Below are 17,588 nucleotides of genomic sequence, written 5' to 3' on the forward strand. Positions count from 1 at the left end.
TTTCTATCGTTTTATGCATGATTTTATTCCTCTTAGGGGGATCAAAACCCAATCTGGACGATTGTTCAATTCATAATTCATTTCATATATCGCTTTTTCAAGCAGGAAGATCTGCATTAGGATCTCTGTGTCTTCCTTATCTGCAGGAATAAATTCGTTTTCTCCCACATGGTCATAATATCCTTTTAAGAATATTTGGGTCACCAGGTAATACCAGTTCTCTGCCCAGGTATCCAGTTCCCCTGTTTTGTTCTGTTGATCAAATTCCGATTCCAGAATGCTGCTGTATGCTGCATAATGGAAGGATCTAACCATCCCGGCGACATCCCGTAAAGGTGAGCGTTTCAATCTTCTTTCACTGAAAGATCTTGCCGGTTCTCCTTCAAAATCAATGATCACAAAATCTTTCCCGGTCCAAAGCACCTGACCCAAATGATAGTCTCCATGGGTCCTTATCTTCATGATGGGGATCTTATGATCGTATACTTTCTTAAAAGTGTTTAAAACTACTCCCTTCATATCAAGCACCTCCTGTGCTTCGGGTTGGATGTGCTTCGGAAGCAATTTGATGCTCTTCTGAAGGTTTTGAAAAGCATTTCTGGTAAGCGACTGAAGCGAGGAGAAGAGAGACCTTTGATAATGCAGGGAAAAAGGTTCGGGTTCAAAATCCTTTTCAAGTGGATTCGCAGCCAAAGCTTTATGCATTTCGGCAGTCCTTTGTCCCAGCAGGGACATTCTCTCCGGGAATACTGCTCCCATTAATTCCTTCATATTTTCAGAAAGATCCTGATAAGAGAGCGGGGTAAGGGTATGGGGAACTTCTTCAAATTGTTTTTCTTTAGGAAGGGTTACTACCCTGTCAAAAAAGCGATTTAAAGAATCCTTTGTATAATCCCATGCATCTCCATGATTAGGAATGAGATCCTGCATCATTCCCAATACGATGATGTTCCTGGTACCCTGGGTATATTCTATAGCCCCTACAAACCTTGGGGAATTTTGATAATCGGTTTTTTCAGTTAGATACCTGGTGATCTCGAGATCTGGATTGATTGTATTATCCAGTTTACGGTACAATTTCAGGAAATATTTGTTGTCAAAGATGAGCGAGGTATTGCTTTGTTCGGCGTTAAGGATCTTCGACTGAACTTTTTCCGCTTCCTCCGCAAAGTCATTATCGCTGTGATAAAATACCAGGTTCCCCCGGCCGCTTTGAAGACTTCTACCTTTCTTTATATTACGGAACAGCACATTTCTGAAACTTTCACTGTACACGGCATCAAAAAGATATCCTTCTTCTCCGTCAAGACTTAATTTTGCAATAATACCCTTTGCAGGCAGGTCTTTGTACTCCTGATCCATTTTAGGACTTAAAAAACCTAGAGGTAGTTGATACACTTCCGGCAGGCCATCATTATAATTCACTTCAATAGTGATTAAGGTGGAAGGCACATTGTGCACAGGAATATCAACCTTATTCAAAATGGAAATATTCTGGATCACCCTGGATTTGCCTCCAAACCAGCGGCAGGTATTTAGGTATTGAGGGAGGATATCATGTTCAAAACGGGATTTTGTTTTATTTTGAAGCAGTTGCTCCCAATTATTGAGCTGCAATACCGGGGTTTCTGATTTTGCCACATGCCCTTCTTCCTTTTGAAGAATGAACCAGTAATACCCATGAGGTGCCATGGTAAATAAGTAAGGATGTTCTGTGATCCTTGGGAACTTATTGTGGCTAAAAACCTCTACCGGAATATAACCTTCATAAGCTTCAAGGTCTAACTCTGCTGCCTGTGGAAATCTGGAAAGATTTCCCAGCACCAGAATGTCCTCATCTTCAAAAGTTCGGGTATAGGCAATAACCTTAGCGTTACTTGGGGAAAGGAAGTTGATATCTCCGCGGCCAAAAGCTTTATATTTTTTTCTCATAGCAATGATCCTTTTCATCCACCATAATAGAGAAGAGGAATTCATTTGCTCGGTTTCCACGTTCACCGCCTCATATTTATATGAAGGATCAATGATTACCGGTAAATACAATTTGTGTGGGTTAGCGGTTGAAAAGCCCGCATTCCTGTCCGAGGACCACTGCATTGGTGTTCGTACCCCATCCCGGTCTCCCAGGTAGTAGTTATCTCCCATTCCTATTTCGTCTCCGTAATAGATCACCGGAGTTCCGGGAAGGGAGAAAAGCAGCACATTCATCAATTCGATCTTGTTGCGGTTGTTCTCCAAAAGCGGAGCCAGTCTGTGCCTTATCCCTACATTGATCTTTGCCTGCGGATCTTTTGTATATACCTTATACATATAATCCCTTTCCTCATCGGTCACCATTTCCAGCGTTAACTCATCGTGGTTCCGGAGAAAAATTGCCCATTGGCAGTTAGCCGGAATTTCAGGAGTTTGGTCAATGATATCCATGATTGGATAACGATCTTCCATTTTGACCGACATGAACATGCGCGGCATTATTGGAAAATGATAATTCATATGGCACTCATCACCCTCACCAAAATATGCAGCCGAATCTTCGGGCCACATATTGGCCTCGGCCAACAGCAGCTTGTTATCGTATTTTTTATCAACGTGAGTTCTAAGCTTTTTTAGAAATTCATGCGTCTCGGGTAGGTTTTCACAATTGGTGCCTTCTCTTTCGAAAAGGTAAGGCACGGCATCTAATCTAAAACCATCCACTCCAAGGTCAAACCAAAAATCCAGGACATCAAATACTTCCTGTTGTACCTTGGGATTGTCGAAATTAAGATCAGGTTGATGACTAAAGAATCGGTGCCAAAAATATTGCTTTGCTACGGGATCATAGGTCCAGTTTGAAGGCTCGGTATCTGTGAAGATGATACGGGTATCTTTGTATTTATTGGGATCATCTGTCCAGACATAATAGTCCCTTTCAGGAGAACCAATAGGTGCATTCCGGGCTCTCTGAAACCATGGATGCTGATCTGATGTGTGATTGATCACCAGCTCGGTAATGATTTTTAATCCGCGGCTATGAGCTTCTACAATAAGACGTTTAAAAACGTCCAGGTCGCCATACGAGGGATTGATACTGTAGTAATCCGCGATGTCATAGCCGTCGTCCCGCAGCGGGGAAGGATAAAAAGGTAACAGCCAAATGGCAGTAACTCCAAGATCCTCAAGATAATCCAGTTTTTGAAGCAGACCTTCAAAATCTCCTATTCCGTCACCATTACTGTCAAAAAATGCTTTTATATGTAGTTCATAAATTATAGCGTCTTTATACCAGGTTTCCTGATCGCTCGAATTAATTGGTTTGATCATGGTTTTATTTTTATCTGATTGGTTTTTTTGTTTCTACTTTTAAAATATGGGCAGGAACAGCCCGGGGATGTAACTCTACATAGTTCCATTCATTTTGCCAGATATAGCTGGCGCCGGTAAGCAGGTCTTTTACCGAATAGGAGTCGTGGTTCTCGATCTTTAATCTTTTTAATGGCACTTGAACCCAACCCGATTGGGTATGGTGGGGATCGAGATTAACAATGATGATAAGTTTATTGGTTTCTTCTTCGTCTATTTTGGAATATGCGATAATTTGATCATTATCTGTATCGCAGAATTCAATGTTCCAGGTGGTTTGCAAGGCAGCATTTTCATTCCTTATGCGGTTGAGAATACTTATCATCTCCTTGATCCTTGTATTTCTATGCCAGTCCCAGTGATAGACCTGGTACTTTTCTGAATGATTGTATTCCTCCTTACCCGGATAAGCTTCATTGAGTCCTAACTCGAATACAGGACCGTACAGGCCGTAATTAGAAGACATTGTTGCAGCAAGGATGAGGCGTATGATAAACGATGGCTCCTCTTGATTTTCGAGGGAAATAGGTAAAATATCAGGCGTATTGGGCCAAAAATTAGGGCGGTAATATTCCCTGACTTCAGTTTTGGTGAGCTGGGTAAGGTACTCGATGAATTCCTCTTTAGTGTTCCTCCAGGTAAAGTAGGTATAGGATTGATTGAACCCGATCTTTGCAAGTTCTTCCATCACCCGTGGGCGGGTAAAGGCTTCAGCAAGGAAAATTATACCCTCATGTTTTTTATTGATCTCCCTGATACACCACTCCCAAAAAGGGAAAGTTTTGGTGTGGGGATTATCCACTCTAAAAATGGTGATACCCTTGTCGATCCAGAATTCTACAATGCTCTTTAATTCCTCCCAAAGATTTTCCCAGTCTTCGGTCTCGAAATTCACAGGCAATACATCCTGATATTTTTTGGGCGGATTTTCGGCATACTGCACAGTGCCATCCGGCCGCCACTTAAACCACTGGGGATGTTCCTTCACATAAGGATGATCTGGAGAACATTGGATCGCAAAATCAAGCGCGATCTCGATATCCATATCTTTTGCTTTTTTGACCAGACGTTGAAAATCATCCATGGTCCCCAGTTCGGGATGTATGGCTTTATGGCCCCCTTCTTTAGCACCAATGGCCCATGGCGATCCGGGATCACCTTCTTCGGCATCGGTTGCGTTGTTTAAGCCCTTTCTATGGCTACGGCCAATAGGATGAATAGGGGGGAAATAGATCACGTCAAATCCCATTTTTGATACTTCAGGAAGCACATTCTCACAGTCTTTGAAAGTTCCGTGTTTTCCTTTTTCGGGAGAAGATGACCTGGGAAAGAATTCATACCAAGCACTGAATAATGCTCTTTTTCTTTCTACCCTTACCTCCAGGACTTTATCATATGCAAAAGCTTTGTTCCGGTCCCGGGATTCGTACATTACTTTGGAAGCCGAATCACTCAAAGCTTCAGAAACAGAACGGGCCTCATGATCCTCATCTTTAAAAAGAGATATCCACTCCTTTAATTTCTTTTTGTTGGGCGCAGAGGCGCGGGATAGAGCCTCCTCCATGAGTTCGGCGCCAATGAGCAATTCTGTTTTAAGATTTTGATTAGCGGCGGCTTTTTTCTTCAGTCCGTCCTGCCAGGTAGAGAAATGATCTACCCAGGATTCCAGGGTATATTCGTATTCACCAACCTCGGGAAGTTTAAAGACGCTGCTCCAGTGGTCATTGCCTTCAAACTCCATTGGCTGTTCCTGCCATTTTTTCTCACGTCCTCGGTTTTTCTTCTTCTCCCTGTAAAGCAGGACCGCATCCACCTTATCATGGCCATCACCAAAGATATCGGCTTCAACTTTTATTTCTTCGTTTATGATTCTTTTGATCGGATATTTTCCGCAGTCAATTTCGGGTTTTACATTTCTTATACTTACTCTTTTATGTCCATCAATTTTCATACGTAAATTTTAAAGGTAAAAGCTGGGTGATTTATGGAAGTACCTGCATTTACAGGATTTCCCCAATCTAAAACACTTAAATTTAGGCAAGTAAACCCACACCCTTAGTTAAAAAACTATTAAACATAAAATCTTCCGTTTTATCCTTCTTAGCTTTGAATGTGTTAGGAAAAATCTGAGGAATTTTATTTATGGGAAAGAAAGTTGGTGCAGTATATAAAGGAGAAAAAAATAGTCAATTTTGCATATGGGCTCCCAAAGCCGAATCTGTAGAAGTACTTATAAAGGATAAACAAAAGCCACTTCCACTAACCAAAGATGCTAAAGGTTACTGGAGTGGGGACTTTACTGAAATCGCTCCCGGCACCCTTTACAAATTCCGCATAGACAACGAGACATTTCCCGATCCTGCTTCCCTTGCTCAGCCTGAAGGAGTCCACTCCTGGTCACAGCTTGTTGATCATCATTCTTTTAATTGGCAGGATGCTGCCTGGAAGGGTCGTAAACTTTCAGAAATGGTCATTTACGAACTTCATGTGGGTACTTTTACACCTCAGGGTACTTTTGAAGCCATTATTGAAAAACTTGATCACCTGGAGGAACTCGGCGTCAATACTATTGAACTAATGCCTGTTTCTCAGTTTCCCGGCAATCGTAACTGGGGTTATGACGGGGTCTATCCTTTTGCCGCCCAGGATAGCTATGGCGGAATGGAAGGTCTCAAAAAGCTCATAAATGCCTGTCATTCCCGTAATTTTTCGGTGCTGCTTGATGTGGTTTATAATCATTTAGGTCCCGAAGGGAATTACATTTCTCAATATGGCCCCTATTTTACTGAAAAATATCACACTCCCTGGGGCAGTGCCATTAATTTTGATGATGCATACTCTGACCAGGTGCGGCATCATTTTCTCCAGAATGCCTTAATGTGGCTGGAAGATTTTCACTTCGACGGACTGCGGCTTGATGCAGTACACGAGATCATTGATAGGGGAGCCAGGCATTTCCTTAAAGAGCTGAGCGAAAAAACCGATGAGCTTGAACAAAGGACCGGAAAAAAATATTGCCTTATCGCAGAAAGTGATCTTAATGATTCCCGGCTGGTTACCTCTTATGAGAAGGGCGGCTACGGACTGGAAGGCCAGTGGGTGGATGATTTTCACCACGCCGTACATACTGTTTTAACCGGCGAAGATGCAGGTTACTACAGTGATTACGGAAAAATGGAATACCTGGCAAAAACCTTTACACAGGCATTCATCTATGATGGGATCTATTCCCCTTTTAGGAAGCGTAGTATAGGAAATAGCCCGCAGGGGATTGAGCCATCGCAATTCGTGGTGTGTATACAGAATCATGATCAGGTTGGCAACAGGTTGTTGGGAGAACGTCTTTCTGAACTGGTGACTTTTGAAAAAAATAAACTGGCTGCCGGCATTATGCTTTCTTCTCCTTATGTACCTATGCTGTTCATGGGGGAGGAATTTGGAGAAAAAAACAGGTTTCAGTATTTTATTAGTCACGGAGATCCAAATCTGGTGAAGGCCGTTCAGGAGGGGCGAAAAAGGGAGTTTTCATACTTCTTCCAAAGCCATAGCGATACAGAATTTCCCGATCCACAGTCAGAGAACACTTTTAAAAATTCTAAATTGAACTGGAATTTTAAAAAAGATGATCATCAAAATACCCTTTTTCAATATTATAAGGAGTTGCTGAAATTAAAAAAACAGGGGGCTTTTGATCTTTTCAGGCATGAAAGCCTTTCGACAGAAGCCGATGAGGCTTCAAAAGTTCTTAAAGTTTCGGCCTCAAATGGGAATAATACCCTTACCGGAATTTATAACTTCGGAAAAGAGCCATTTTCAGCAGAAATTTCCGAAGAAAAAAATATTAGAGTGATCATTTCCTCCTCCGCTACCAAATGGGGAGGAAAGAAAGCAGAAAACGAGGTGCAAAAAGGAGGAAGGATCCAAGTTCTTCCTGAAGCGATGCTAATCTTCAGTTACTGAAAATCATCATATTAAAAGCCCTTTTTAGAACCCGGAGTTCCCGGGGGGAAACAACTAACATATATCATGTAATATGAGTAAAAAATATATTTGCGTACACGGACATTTTTATCAGCCGCCTAGAGAAAACCCATGGTTAAATAAGGTGGAAATGCAGGAATCTGCATATCCTTACCACGACTGGAATCACAGGATCAATGCAGAATGTTATGTAAGAAATTCGGCATCCAGAATACTTGATGAGGAGGGGAGGATCCAGGAGATCATGAATAACTATGCCTGGATGAGTTTCAATATTGGTCCTACGCTCCTGGCATGGATGCAAAATGAGACTCCCGAAACCTATGAAGCCATCCTTGAGGCCGACAAGCAGAGCATTGAAAGCTTTTCGGGACATGGGGCTGCTTTGGCACAGGCTTACAACCATCTAATTATGCCCCTTGCCAATGAAAGGGACCAGGAAACGCAGGTAATATGGGGAATTGAAGATTTCAAATCGCGTTACGGAAGATTTCCGGAAGGAATGTGGTTGGGAGAAACCGCCGTAAATACCAGCGTCCTGGAAATGCTCGCAAAACACGGTATAAAATTCACCATTCTTTCTCCATACCAGGCAAAACAGGTAAGAAAAATCGGGGATAAAGAATGGAAAGATGCCACAAATGCAAAGGTAAATACCCGGCGGGCCTACACCTGCAAATTACCTTCAGGAAATGAAATAAGCCTGTTCTTTTATGACGGTCCGGCATCACAAGCCGTGGCCTTTGAAGGCTTGCTGAACAATGGAGAGGCATTTGCCGATCGTCTGCGCGGTCAGTTTTCTAATACTGAGGATAGGGAATTGGTAAATATCGCAACAGATGGGGAAAGCTATGGCCACCACCACAAGCTGGGGGAAATGGCACTTTCCTACTGCCTTAATGCCCTCGAACAGGATGAGGATATTAACCTTACGATCTATGGGGAATTCCTTGAGAAGTTTCCGCCGCAGTATGAGGCACAGATCATCGAAAATACTTCCTGGAGCTGTTACCATGGGGTGGAAAGATGGAGAAGCAATTGCGGTTGTAATACCGGGGGCAATGATGACTGGGACCAGAAATGGCGTAAACCTTTAAGAGAGGCCTTTGATGAGGTGCGGGAAAAGCTTATCGTGCTTTACGAAAACCAAATGCAGCAGTACACCCGGGATCCATGGGGTGTAAGGAATAAATACATCCAGGTGATCCTTAACAGGGATAATGAAAATGTAAGTACTTTTCTAAAAGAGAATTTTGGGAATGAACTTTCTGAAGAAGACGAGGTGAAACTGCTTAAACTGCTGGAAATGCAGTACCACGCTATGTTGATGTACACCAGTTGCGGCTGGTTCTTTGATGAAGTTACGGGAATCGAATCCATGCAGGACATTTTCTATGCTACCCGTGCCATACAATTGGCAGAAGAAATAAGCGGGGAAAGCTATGAACCCGATTTTGTTGAATCTCTTAAAAAGATCCCTTCAAATATTCCGGAATATGGAAGTGCTCATAAGGCCTATGAGTTGTTCGTTAAACCTACCGAGTTGGATATGATAAGGATCGGAGCCCATTACGCGATTTCTTCCCTTTTCGAAGAATTTCCGGAGGAGGTCACGCTATATAACTTTAGTGCCACTACAAAGGCAAGTCACTATTATGAGGCGGGAAAACAAAAATTGATCATTGCCCGCACAGAATTCCGAAGTGATATCACCTGGGAAAAAGTGGATATTTCTTATGCTGTTCTTTACATGGGAGATCACCACCTATTCGGGGGAGTGCGACAATACATTAGTGCCGAAGCTTTGGAAGAATTGCACAACAAAATGGCTGAATTCTTCGAAAGAGGGAATATCTACGAGATCTTTAATCTCATGGATGAACATTTTGGTAACCATAACTACTCCTTCTGGCATTTGTTCCGGGACGAGCAGCACAACATTATGAGGCAGGTGATGGAAAGCAATCTGCGCGGCGCCGAGGGTGCTATGCAGCAGCTTTATGACAATACTTATCCTTTGCTAAAAACTTTCCAGGAGATCAATATGAGGGTTCCGGCAAGGCTGAAGCTGCCTGTGGAAATGGCTGTTAACAACAGGTTAGTGAAGGAATTAAATAAAAAAGACTGCAATTTCAAAAAACTGGAATTACAGCTAAAATCTGCAGTTTCAATTGAAGTCGAACTGGATCTAGTTACGCTGAACTACCTGGTGGACCGCAGACTCACCGAAAAAATGAAAGAACTTCAAAACAACCCTAAAGATCTAAAACGGCTTGAAGATGTTAATGTACTGCTGTCTCTGTTAGAGAAAACCCCCTTAAATCCCGAAAAATGGGAAGCCCAGAATATCACTTTTGGTTTGAAAGCAGAATATTATCGTGAAATGCAGGAAAAAAGTGAAGAGGGAGATCAAAATGCCACCCAATGGGTAGATTCTTTTCAGATGCTTGAAGAATCTGTAAATCTGGTGATAGAATGAAAAATCCTGTCTCCACTTATCGGGTACAACTTTCACCGGAGTACACCTTAGAAGATATGGAAGAGATCCTCGATTATCTTGAAGCCTTCGGTATTTCCACCATATATTCTGCGCCATTATTTCAGGCAAGGAAGGGCAGTAGCCATGGCTATGATATCACTAACCCTTTCCGCCTGAATAAGGAGATAGGGAAACTGGCTCTTTTCAAGAGGATTAGCGACCGCCTGCAGCAAAAAAAGATGACCTGGTTACAGGACATTGTTCCCAACCATATGGCTTTTGACGGAGATAATATCTGGCTGCAGGATATCTTTGAATTAGGGCCCGAAGCGAGTCAATACAATTATTTTGATATCGATTGGGAGAAAAACGGAAAGCTCATGGCTCCTTTTCTGGGAAATCCTCTGGAAGAAGTCCTTGCAAATCACGAGTTGAAGCTAGAGGTGTCAAAAAGGGGATTTTCCTTTGTTTATTTTGACCACCGCTATCCGGCTGCTGCGAGATCCTATTATCTTATCCTGAAGGGTCTGGGGAAGTGGGACGAAAAATTCCGGGATCTATCAGACAAAAAGGAGAGATGGGAAGAACTAAAGGAATTTCTGGTCAGGGAGTATCAAAAAGTTCCGGATATTAGAAACAGCATTAATAAGAGACTAATAGATATAAATGCTTCCGAAGAAAAACTGAAACAAATCCTGGATCAGCAGTTCTTCCTTCCTGCACATTGGAAAGAAACCGAAAAAGAGATCAACTACCGCAGATTTTTTACTATTAATGATCTCATTTGTTTAAAAATGGAGGATGAGCAGGTTTTTGAGAGCTATCACCGTTTTATTCTGCAGTTGTGTGAAGAAAATCTTATCCAGGGCTTAAGGATAGACCATATTGACGGGCTTTTTGACCCCAAGGCTTATTTGGAAAGACTAAGGGAAAAATTGGGTCCCGACTTTTATATTATTATAGAGAAGATCCTGGAGTGGGATGAAAAGCTGCCTGTGCATTGGCCGGTTGAAGGAACCAGTGGGTATGGTTTTCTGGCCACGGTCAACCAGGTGCTTACGAACAAAAACAGTGAAGATCTATTCTTTAAAGCCTATTTAAAAGTGGATCCCGAACATCCAGATTATCATGACCTGGTTTACAAACAAAAGATGTTTATCCTCAATGAGAGAATGGGAGGTGAATATAAAAATTTATGGCAGCTTGCAATAGATCTTGAATTGCTGGAAGAGCAGGAGGATACAAAATTAAAGGAAGCCCTGGGCGCATTTTTGGCAGGATTTCCTGTTTATAGGATCTATCCCGAGGAATTTCCTTTGAGGAAGCGACAGAGAAAAATTATTGAGGCTGCCTATCAAAATGCTCTAACCCATTCCGAAGCTTTGGAACGGGAACTGGAGCAAATAAAAAATGTGTTTTTGGGAGATGCCGGTAAAGACAAAGAAAGTATGCTGATGTTTTTGCAGCGTTGTCAGCAATTTACCGGGCCTCTGGCTGCAAAAGGAGTGGAAGACACGTCCTTCTATATATACAATGAATTGATCTCTCATAACGAGGTGGGGGATTCTCCGGATGTCTTTGGAGTTTCTGTAGAAGGTTTCCACAAGAGGATGCAGTTGCGGAGAGAAGATTTCCCGCTTTCTATAAATGCGACGGCCACTCACGATACGAAACGTGGAGAAGATTCCCGAATGAGGATCAATGTGCTTAGTGAAATAGGAGAGGAGTGGTTTGAGAATGTAGGGCAGTGGAAGGAAATTGGGGAAAAACTTCGGAAAGAGAAAAGTATCCCTGATGCCAATGAGGAGTATTTTATTTATCAGATGCTTATTGGCGCCTGGCCTTTTGATGGAGAACCGGGAGAAGAATTTTTAGAAAGGTCAACCGCTTACCTTCAAAAGGTTTTGCGGGAGGCAAAGGTGAATTCTTCCTGGGCACAACCCGATGAAAAATATGAAGAACAGGTTTACGAATTTTTGAAAAAGCTCCTTAAAAGTGATGATTTTCGTACTTCCTTCGGAAAATTCCATCATAATGTCTCCGCATACGGAGCTATAAAATCCCTTTCCCAGTCGCTTCTGAAGATCACTGCCCCAGGAATTCCTGATGTGTACCAGGGAACAGAATTGTGGGATTTGAGTTATGTGGATCCGGACAATCGCAGGCCGGTCGATTATCAGCTTAGGAAACAATACCTGGAAGAAATAAACAGCTTAAAACCTGAAAATATTACCGAGCAACTTCAAGACCTGAAGCAGGATTTTCCCTCCGGAAAGATCAAGATGTTCTGTTTGCACAAAGCCTTACAAACCAGGAAAGACTTCAAAGAAGCTTTTGAAGAAGGAGCCTATTTGCCGTTAGAAGTAAAAGGTGAAAATGCAGAAGGAGTTATTGCTTTTGCCCGAAAGCTCCGGGAAAAAGTGGTGATCATAGTAGTTCCTGCCATGGTAACAGCATTTTTTACCGAAGAACTGCAGCTAAAAGAGGGGCTTTCCAATGATCTTAGAGTTGTGGTTCCTGAAGATCTTAAAGGAGATTTCAAAAATGCATTCACAGGAAAAACAATTTCTTCAGAAGAGATTGTGCTAAACACTATTTTTGCCGACCTACCGGTAGCACTATTAATAAAGGAAGTATAATATGAAATTAAAAAGGAGCAGTGGCATTCTTTTGCATATCACCTCCCTTCCGGGGAAATTCGGGATTGGAGATATCGGGCCTAACGCCTACAAATTCCTGAATTTTTTAAAAAGATCCGGGCATACTTACTGGCAGATCCTGCCGGTAAACCCCACAGACGGTATTTATCAGCATTCACCCTACAGCAGCCATTCGGCTTTTGCAGGAAATCCATTGTTGATAAGTCCGGAGTTACTGGAACAGGAGGGTTATATAAGACTATCCGATTTTTCTGTGCCTTCAGAAATTAAGGCTGAAAAAGTCATTTTTGACAGCGTAGAAAACTACAAACGCAAACTTCTTGATACTGCTTTCAATACCTTCAGTAATCAGGAACAGGAGGACAGTGATTATTTAGAATTTTGTGAAAAACACGGGCAGTGGCTGGAGAATTATGCACTTTACCTCGCGTTGAGGAAGAAGTATCACAAGGCCAATTGGGTGGATTGGCCAAAGGAGCTGAGGGATAGAGATCCCGAAGCCATGGAGGCAGTCCGGGAGGAATTGAAAGAAGAGGTAGATAAAGAAAAATTCATTCAGTTTATTTTCTTTTCCCAATGGTCACAATTCATGCAGGAGGCACATAAAGCCGGAATTAAAATCTTTGGCGATGTACCGTTTTATATCAATCACGATAGCGCCGACTGTTGGGCAAACCCTGAGTTCTTTAAGTTAGATAGGGAAAAACAACCCACGCATGTTTCGGGTGTGCCGCCAGATATGTTCAGCAAAACCGGGCAACTTTGGGGAACCCCAGTGTACGACTGGCAGGAATTACAGCGAAGGGAATACGAGTGGTGGATAGATCGCCTGCGACAAAACCTGCTGTTATTCGACGTGCTTCGAATTGACCATTTCAGAGCTTTTGCTGCCTATTGGGAAGTTCCGGCAGAAGAGAAAACAGCAATACATGGAAAGTGGCAGGAAACCCCCGGAATGGATTTCTTTAAGGTGGTGAAAGAGAAGTTTCCAAAAATGCCTTTTATAGCCGAAGATCTTGGGTTACTTGATCAACCTGTTTACGATCTTATGGAGGCCTATAATTTCCCCGGGATGAAGGTTCTTCAGTTTGCTTTTGGAGACACCAACAGAGAAAATCCATACCTGCCTTATAATCATGTTTTCAACAGCATTGTTTATACAGGAACGCATGACAACAATACAACCCGTGGCTGGTTCCATGAGAGTGGAAAAGATACGAGGCAGCACCTGGAGAAATATCTGGGAATAAAAGTTTCAGAGGAAAACGTGCACAAGGTGTTGCACCGGGTTGCATTACAATCTACCTCTGCTGTAGCAATTGTTCCCCTGCAGGATATTACCGGACTGGGAGGCGAGGCAAAAATGAATATCCCCGGAAGCAACTCAGGAAATTGGTCCTGGAGAGCAACTGCAGAAGATATTCCTGAGGAAAAAACCGGGGAACTTTTTTCTCTCAATGAGTTGTTTGGCAGGATTTCATATTAAAAAATGGCGAGAGTCCTTTTATCGATATTTTAAAACTAAAAAAGCCCGGAATTTTCCGGGCTTTTTTGATGTTATGCTGCATATTTTCTACAGGCATCTGCACAGTCGCGACAGGCTTTTGCACACTCTTTACAGTGTTGATGTTCATGTTTCTCACATTCCTGAGCACATTCTTCGCAAATCTGGATGCAGTAATCCATAAGGCCTTTTACATTAGTGTGTTTTGTGGCTAAGACATCTGCAAGGGTAGCGCAAACTGAAGCACAAACCTTATCTGTCCTTATACATTTGGCCATCATTTTCACATTGTCTTCATCCAGGCATGCATCGGCACAATAATTACACGCATTGATACAATCTGATAATTTGTTTAATATTTCCTGATTTCTCATCATAAATTTTTTTGGTTAGACTTTTATTAATTTCAAGATACCAAAAGCAGGAGGGAATTGGTGTAAAAGCCTGTTAAACAATGCTCAAGGACAGGTTAAAAATCCTTTTTCCCTACCACCCTTTTAAGCCTGAAAAGAGGAAGTATAACCCACAGGAAAAGCATTCCCAGAGAAGCCAGGGTACCAACGGGAGTCCCAAAAAACTGTTTAAAAACTGCTCCGGTATAACTGAGCAGGGCAGAGATATCTAACTTTAAAAGGATGAGGATCCTGGAGAGGTCAATAGGATTGAACATGCTTGCTGCAAGAGAGAATTTATCCAGAGGATAATCCTGAAAGTAGACCAAAGACAGGAGGAAGATCCCGTCATAGATCACCGCCAGGAACAACCAGAGCAAGATCGCATAACCAAAACCTTTGATTTTATTCTCATGGGAAAGAGCTATGTTAAACGCCAGTGCAGAAAAAATAAGGGTAAGGAAAAGCCCGGTGACCAGGAGCATTGAAAAATCCCAGATAGCAGAAGATTTAAATAAGCCATAGGCGGCAAAAGGTATTCCCAGTCCCAGGATCAAACTAAGAGATAAGGAAATAGCCACTCCAAAATACTGCCCCAAAAAAATAGAACTTCTTCTAACCGGCTGCGCCAGGAGTAACTGTGTAAATTCACGGGAGTTATAATAGTACATCACTCCAAAAATTGTCCCTATAAGCGGCACGATCATAATGATCACGTTCATTAGGGTGATGATCGCTGTAGAAAGGTCATTGTTAAGGAATAATAGAACACTTCCCAGCAGAAGATAAAAGAAGAAATATACGTAACTCCAGCTGCTTCTGGTGAGGTCAAAAAAGCTGTATTTTAATATTTTAAACATGATCTTCAGATAAAAGTTTGGCTATGGCGTGTTCAAAATCAGGTTGTCCCGTACTTGATTTAATTTCTGAAACCGTACCGTCAAAATAGATCTTTCCTTCCAGGAGAAAGACAATCCTGTCTGCCACTTCTTCCACAAAATTCATAATATGGGAAGTAATTAAAATTGTTTTTCCTTTTTCCTTTTCCTCCTGCAAAAGGTTTCTAAGTTGAAGCAAGGCAACAGGATCCAGTCCGGAGGTAGGTTCATCAAGAATGACCAGTTGACTGTCAAACATGAAACAAAGCACCAGGTTTACCTTTTGTTGTGTTCCCCCGGAAAGTTTATTTAGTTTTTTGTCCAGGAATGGCTGCAGCCTGAAGTATTCTATCAATTCCTTTTCTCTGGCAGGTTTCCCGCGTAGATCCTTGATCATTGTGATCAATTCCTGAACCTTGAGATTTCCGGGAAAATTAGCTATTTGAGGCAGATAATCTATTTCCTGCCGGTAATTCCATCTTTTCCTGATATTACTGCCGGCAATGCTGATCTCCCCCTTATCGGGTACTACCATCCCAAGGAGGCTTTTAATAAGAGTAGTTTTTCCGGAACCGTTGGGTCCCAGTACTGCAATGATCCCTTTTTCCATGATATCCAGTTCCAGTCCGTTAAGGACTTTTAGGGCACCAAATTGTTTATGCAGGTTTTGTATGCTTACCATTTTATCTTTTTCATTTGAGGGTAATCGTCTGTAAGTTCTGCCGGCGTAAAGACAGGGGAAACTTTTTCAGAAAAATCCAGAAGGCCTATAAACATACTACGGAGCAAAATTATTGCTTCGGGAGTACGGTTTACCAGGTAGGAGAATAACTTGACCGGCCGGTACGGTACATCCCCGATACCATCCTTATCCAAATCATAGCCTGTATATTCGCTCCAGTAATTTCTACTGAATTCGTTCTCATTGATATTGCCTGTATAGGACACGTCGAAGGAATTAGCGATGAAACTGTTTGCTGTAAAAACATTTTTATAACAGGCTCCCCTTATCCTCACAGCATATCCATTACCCCTGAATTCATTATTGATGTAATTGATCCTGTTGGTGTTATCTGCACTGATGGCTATGGTATTATCTTCAAAAATGTTATTTTTTAACTCAGCATCATTGATTTCCTTGAGAAGTAGTCCATAGGAGGCGGGTCCCCAGTTTTTTCTGAAGAGGTTTCGCTGCATTTCAATAAATTTCGAGTACATGACTGCCACCCCTGCGCCATTATTGTCAAAAGTATTGTCAAGATATTTATTGTTATCTGCAAACATAAAATGAAGGCCATAACGAAGATTTCCCTCACATAAATTATTTGTTATGGTACAGTTTTTAGAGAATTCGAGATAAATTCCATCTCTTACGCTTTTTACTATGTTATTGCTAACCGTAAGATCACTGCAGTTCCACATATGTATCCCATTGCCCGACTTAGCCTGAGAGACAGCCTTGCTGCTTATTTGATTCCGGGATATTACACCATGGGAAGACTTCTCCACAAGGATCCCGAAAAAGATATTTTCCAACCTGTTGTTCTCAATCCTGAAATTTTTTGATCCCGATACCAAAATGGCTGCATGATCACTTGTATGACTGGTTCCAATATTAATGATCTTCAGGCCTTCGAGGGAAAAATTTTCTGCCCTTACAGTAAGTGCGGTACCCTTAAATTGCGCATCGATCACCGGGTATCCCTCCCCGAGAAGGTGGAGGGATTTATCGATGATCTTGATCTCCTGCTCCCTGTAAGTTCCTTTTGCAATCTTTATAGTATCTCCATTATCTGCAAGATCTATAGCTTTTTGAATCGAAGAAACTTCGCAGGTAGGACAAACTTCTACGACCTGGGCCCGGGTAGTGAAGTAGAAGAGCATTAAAAGAACCGGAATAATTTTTTTCATTCTAGAATTTTTCCGCCTATAGAATCTTTCCGAAGGAAATATTCAAGGAGTTGATCCCACTCCAGTAAATCGTGTTTCTCTTTAGGAGGATTTTCTTTACTTACTGCAGCGAGGTTAGCTCCCATAGGACTGTTTATGCTGTCCTCCATGATGAAAAAAGCGTTTTCAACATTGAGCATTTCACCGGGATCTGAATAATTGGCCACCTGGATTACTGCCATCTCAATCTCTTTTTGTTCCAGGTCATGCACTAAACATTCGATCGCATCATACTTGAACTGTTTCCCTTTAGTACTTACTGCTCTTGCAGAAAAAACTTCATTAACTATGGTCATTTCACAGAAATCGCAGGTATCATGACCATAAGCTATAGGCTTAGGATCAGTGTTACAACCAAACAGGAGGAGCAAGGCCGCTAAAAAGATCAGCTTCTTCATTTTC

11 protein-coding genes are annotated in these 17,588 nt (G+C 42.0%); 4 read left to right on the forward strand and 7 right to left on the reverse strand.

Features of this window, described 5'->3' with window-relative positions; translation table 11 throughout:
• Window positions 1–3 precede the first annotated feature (3 nt).
• Both treS and CRO16_RS08365 read right to left on the reverse strand, forming a co-directional pair.
• On the reverse strand, window positions 4–3,303 hold the full coding sequence (treS, locus tag CRO16_RS08360; protein ID WP_097055936.1) for a maltose alpha-D-glucosyltransferase: 3,300 nt from the start codon (window positions 3,301–3,303) through the stop codon (window positions 4–6).
• A 10-nt stretch (window positions 3,304–3,313) separates the two neighbouring features.
• Complete coding sequence (locus CRO16_RS08365) at window positions 3,314–5,293, reverse strand: alpha-1,4-glucan--maltose-1-phosphate maltosyltransferase (RefSeq protein WP_097055937.1); 1,980 nt, start codon at window positions 5,291–5,293, stop codon at window positions 3,314–3,316.
• A 191-nt stretch (window positions 5,294–5,484) separates the two neighbouring features.
• On the opposite strand from CRO16_RS08365, the gene treZ reads away from it, so the two are divergent.
• The 4 genes from treZ (at window position 5,485) to malQ (ending at window position 13,948) form a co-directional block, all read left to right on the forward strand.
• Complete coding sequence (gene treZ / locus CRO16_RS08370) at window positions 5,485–7,302, forward strand: malto-oligosyltrehalose trehalohydrolase (protein WP_097055938.1); 1,818 nt, start codon at window positions 5,485–5,487, stop codon at window positions 7,300–7,302.
• Between the two features lie 151 nt (window positions 7,303–7,453).
• Complete coding sequence (locus CRO16_RS08375; protein ID WP_245858956.1) at window positions 7,454–9,802, forward strand: DUF3536 domain-containing protein; 2,349 nt, start codon at window positions 7,454–7,456, stop codon at window positions 9,800–9,802.
• A complete protein-coding gene (gene treY, locus CRO16_RS08380) occupies window positions 9,799–12,441 on the forward strand; it encodes a malto-oligosyltrehalose synthase (RefSeq protein ID WP_097055940.1) in 2,643 nt (880 codons plus the stop codon). Before CRO16_RS08375 ends, treY begins: the two co-directional genes overlap by 4 nt.
• Before the next feature lies 1 nt (window position 12,442).
• Complete coding sequence (malQ, locus tag CRO16_RS08385; protein ID WP_097055941.1) at window positions 12,443–13,948, forward strand: 4-alpha-glucanotransferase; 1,506 nt, start codon at window positions 12,443–12,445, stop codon at window positions 13,946–13,948.
• 71 nt (window positions 13,949–14,019) lie between these two features.
• Here the strand turns inward: malQ and CRO16_RS08390 are convergent, their stop codons facing one another.
• The 5 genes from CRO16_RS08390 to CRO16_RS08410 form a co-directional block, all read right to left on the reverse strand.
• A complete protein-coding gene (locus tag CRO16_RS08390) occupies window positions 14,020–14,340 on the reverse strand; it encodes a four-helix bundle copper-binding protein (protein ID WP_097055942.1) in 321 nt (106 codons plus the stop codon).
• A gap of 95 nt (window positions 14,341–14,435) precedes the next feature.
• Window positions 14,436–15,218 carry an ABC transporter permease gene (locus CRO16_RS08395; protein WP_097055943.1) on the reverse strand — a complete coding sequence of 261 codons (783 nt, stop codon included), beginning with the start codon at window positions 15,216–15,218 and terminating at the stop codon, window positions 14,436–14,438.
• Entirely contained in the window at window positions 15,211–15,918 is a 708-nt protein-coding gene (locus CRO16_RS08400) for an ABC transporter ATP-binding protein (RefSeq protein ID WP_097055944.1), read from the reverse strand. Before CRO16_RS08400 ends, CRO16_RS08395 begins: the two co-directional genes overlap by 8 nt.
• Window positions 15,912–17,147, reverse strand: a complete 1,236-nt coding sequence (locus CRO16_RS08405) for a nitrous oxide reductase family maturation protein NosD (protein ID WP_097055945.1) — start codon at window positions 17,145–17,147, stop codon at window positions 15,912–15,914. The genes CRO16_RS08400 and CRO16_RS08405 overlap by 7 nt, the downstream gene beginning before the upstream one ends.
• Window positions 17,144–17,584, reverse strand: coding sequence for a nitrous oxide reductase accessory protein NosL (locus CRO16_RS08410; protein WP_097055946.1), 441 nt, complete (start codon window positions 17,582–17,584; stop codon window positions 17,144–17,146). Before CRO16_RS08410 ends, CRO16_RS08405 begins: the two co-directional genes overlap by 4 nt.
• Between the last annotated feature and the right edge of the window lie 4 nt (window positions 17,585–17,588).

The sequence above is a fragment of the Salinimicrobium sediminis genome (assembly GCF_900215295.1).
GTDB classification, from domain to species: Bacteria; Bacteroidota; Bacteroidia; order Flavobacteriales; family Flavobacteriaceae; genus Salinimicrobium; species Salinimicrobium sediminis.